Raw genomic sequence first — 2,500 nt, forward strand, 5'->3', positions numbered from 1 at the left:
TCTTGGGCGGTATCAGCCTGTTATCCCCGGAGTACCTTTTATCCGTTGAGCGATGGCCCTTCCATACAGAACCACCGGATCACTAAGTCCTACTTTCGTACCTGCTTGATCCGTCGATCTCGCAGTCAAGCACGCTTATGCCTTTGCACACAGTGCGCGATGTCCGACCGCGCTGAGCGTACCTTCGAGCTCCTCCGTTACTCTTTGGGAGGAGACCGCCCCAGTCAAACTACCCACCATACATGGTCCCCGATCCGGATTACGGACCTAGGTTAGAACGTCAAGCACATCAGGGTGGTATTTCAAGGTTGGCTCCACCTCAGCTAGCGCCAAGGTTTCATAGCCTCCCACCTATCCTACACAGACGAACTCAACGTTCAATGTAAAGCTATAGTAAAGGTTCACGGGGTCTTTCCGTCTTGCCACGGGAACGCTGCATCTTCACAGCGATTTCAATTTCACTGAGTCTCGGGTGGAGACAGCGCCGCTGTCGTTACGCCATTCGTGCAGGTCGGAACTTACCCGACAAGGAATTTCGCTACCTTAGGACCGTTATAGTTACGGCCGCCGTTTACTGGGGCTTCGATCAAGAGCTTCGCCTTGCGGCTGACCCCATCAATTAACCTTCCAGCACCGGGCAGGCGTCACACCCTATACGTCCACTTTCGTGTTTGCAGAGTGCTGTGTTTTTGATAAACAGTCGCAGCGGCCTGGTTTCTGCGACCCCCCTCAGCTATAGCCCGCATGGGCCACCAAAGAGGGTGCACCTTCTCCCGAAGTTACGGTGCCATGTTGCCTAGTTCCTTCACCCGAGTTCTCTCAAGCGCCTGAGAATTCTCATCCTACCCACCTGTGTCGGTTTACGGTACGGTCTGCGTGAGCTGAAGCTTAGGAGCTTTTCCTGGAAGCGTGGTATCAGTGACTTCGTCCTAAAGGACTCGTCTCGGTGCTCGGTCTTAAAGGATCCCGGATTTGCCAAAGATCCAAACCTACCGCCTTTCCCCGGGACAACCAACGCCCGGTACACCTAACCTTCTCCGTCCCTCCATCGCACTCACGCGAGGTGCAGGAATATTAACCTGCTTCCCATCGACTACGGCTTTCGCCCTCGCCTTAGGGACCGACTAACCCTGCGTCGATTAACGTTGCGCAAGGAAACCTTGGGCTTTCGGCGTGCGGGCTTTTCACCCGCATTATCGTTACTCATGTCAGCATTCGCACTTCCGATACCTCCAGCAGCCTTCTCAAGCCACCTTCGCAGGCTTACGGAACGCTCCTCTACCGCGCATAACAAAGTTATGCACCCCAAGCTTCGGTTTCGTGCTTAGCCCCGTTAAATCTTCCGCGCAGACCGACTCGACCAGTGAGCTATTACGCTTTCTTTAAAGGGTGGCTGCTTCTAAGCCAACCTCCTGGCTGTCTGTGCCTTTCCACATCGTTTTCCACTTAGCACGAAATTTGGGACCTTAGCTGTGGGTCTGGGTTGTTTCCCTTTTCACGACGGACGTTAGCACCCGCCGTGTGTCTCCCGTACATTCTGTCTTGGTATTCGGAGTTTGCCATGGTTTGCTAAGACGCGATGTCCCGCTAGCCATAACAGTGCTCTACCCCCAAGAAGATTCATACGAGGCGCTACCTAAATAGCTTTCGAGGAGAACCAGCTATCTCCGGGTTCGATTAGCTTTTCACTCCTAATCACACCTCATCCCCTACCTTTGCAACGGGAGTGGGTTCGGGCCTCCAGTACCTGTTACGGCACCTTCACCCTGGGCATGACTAGATCACCCGGTTTCGGGTCTACTGCCCGCGACTATGCGCCCTTATCAGACTCGGTTTCCCTTCGCCTCCCCTATACGGTTAAGCTTGCCACGAACAGTAAGTCGCTGACCCATTATACAAAAGGTACGCAGTCACCCTTGCGGGCTCCTACTGCTTGTACGCACACGGTTTCAGGATCTATTTCACTCCCCTCTCCGGGGTTCTTTTCGCCTTTCCCTCACGGTACTGGTTCACTATCGGTCGGTCAGGAGTATTTAGCCTTGGAGGATGGTCCCCCCATGTTCAGACAGGGTTTCTCGTGCCCCGCCTTACTCGTCTTCACTGAAAAGGTCTTTTCGAATACCGGGCTGTCACCGTCTATGGCCAGTCTTTCCAGACTGTTCTTCTAAAACCAATCCAGCTTAAGGGCTGGTCCCCGTTCGCTCGTCACTACTCAGGGAATCTCGGTTGATTTCTTTTCCTCCGGTTACTTAGATATTTCAGTTCACCGGGTTTGCTTCCAGCAGCTATGTATTCACTGCAGGATACTGCCGAAGCAGTGGGTTTCCCCATTCGGACATTGCGGGATCAATGCTTGTTGCCAGCTCCCCCGCACTTTTCGCAGGCTGCCACGTCCTTCATCGCCTCTGACCGCCAAGGCATCCACCGTGTGCGCTTATTCGCTTGACCATATAACCCCAAGTCGCCTCGGAGTTACATGTCGTGTCAATGGGGTACAAAG

The 2,500-nt window shown here is 53.8% G+C and carries 1 rRNA gene (running past one end of the window); it reads right to left on the reverse strand.

The window, feature by feature from the left end:
• Window positions 1-2,448: ribosomal RNA gene (locus tag AC1Q5B_RS02675) — 23S ribosomal RNA — on the reverse strand (it extends 431 nt beyond the left edge of the window).
• Window positions 2,449-2,500: the final 52 nt, after the last annotated feature.

It is taken from the genome of Pseudoxanthomonas sp. GW835-FHT14C01, assembly GCF_058793715.1.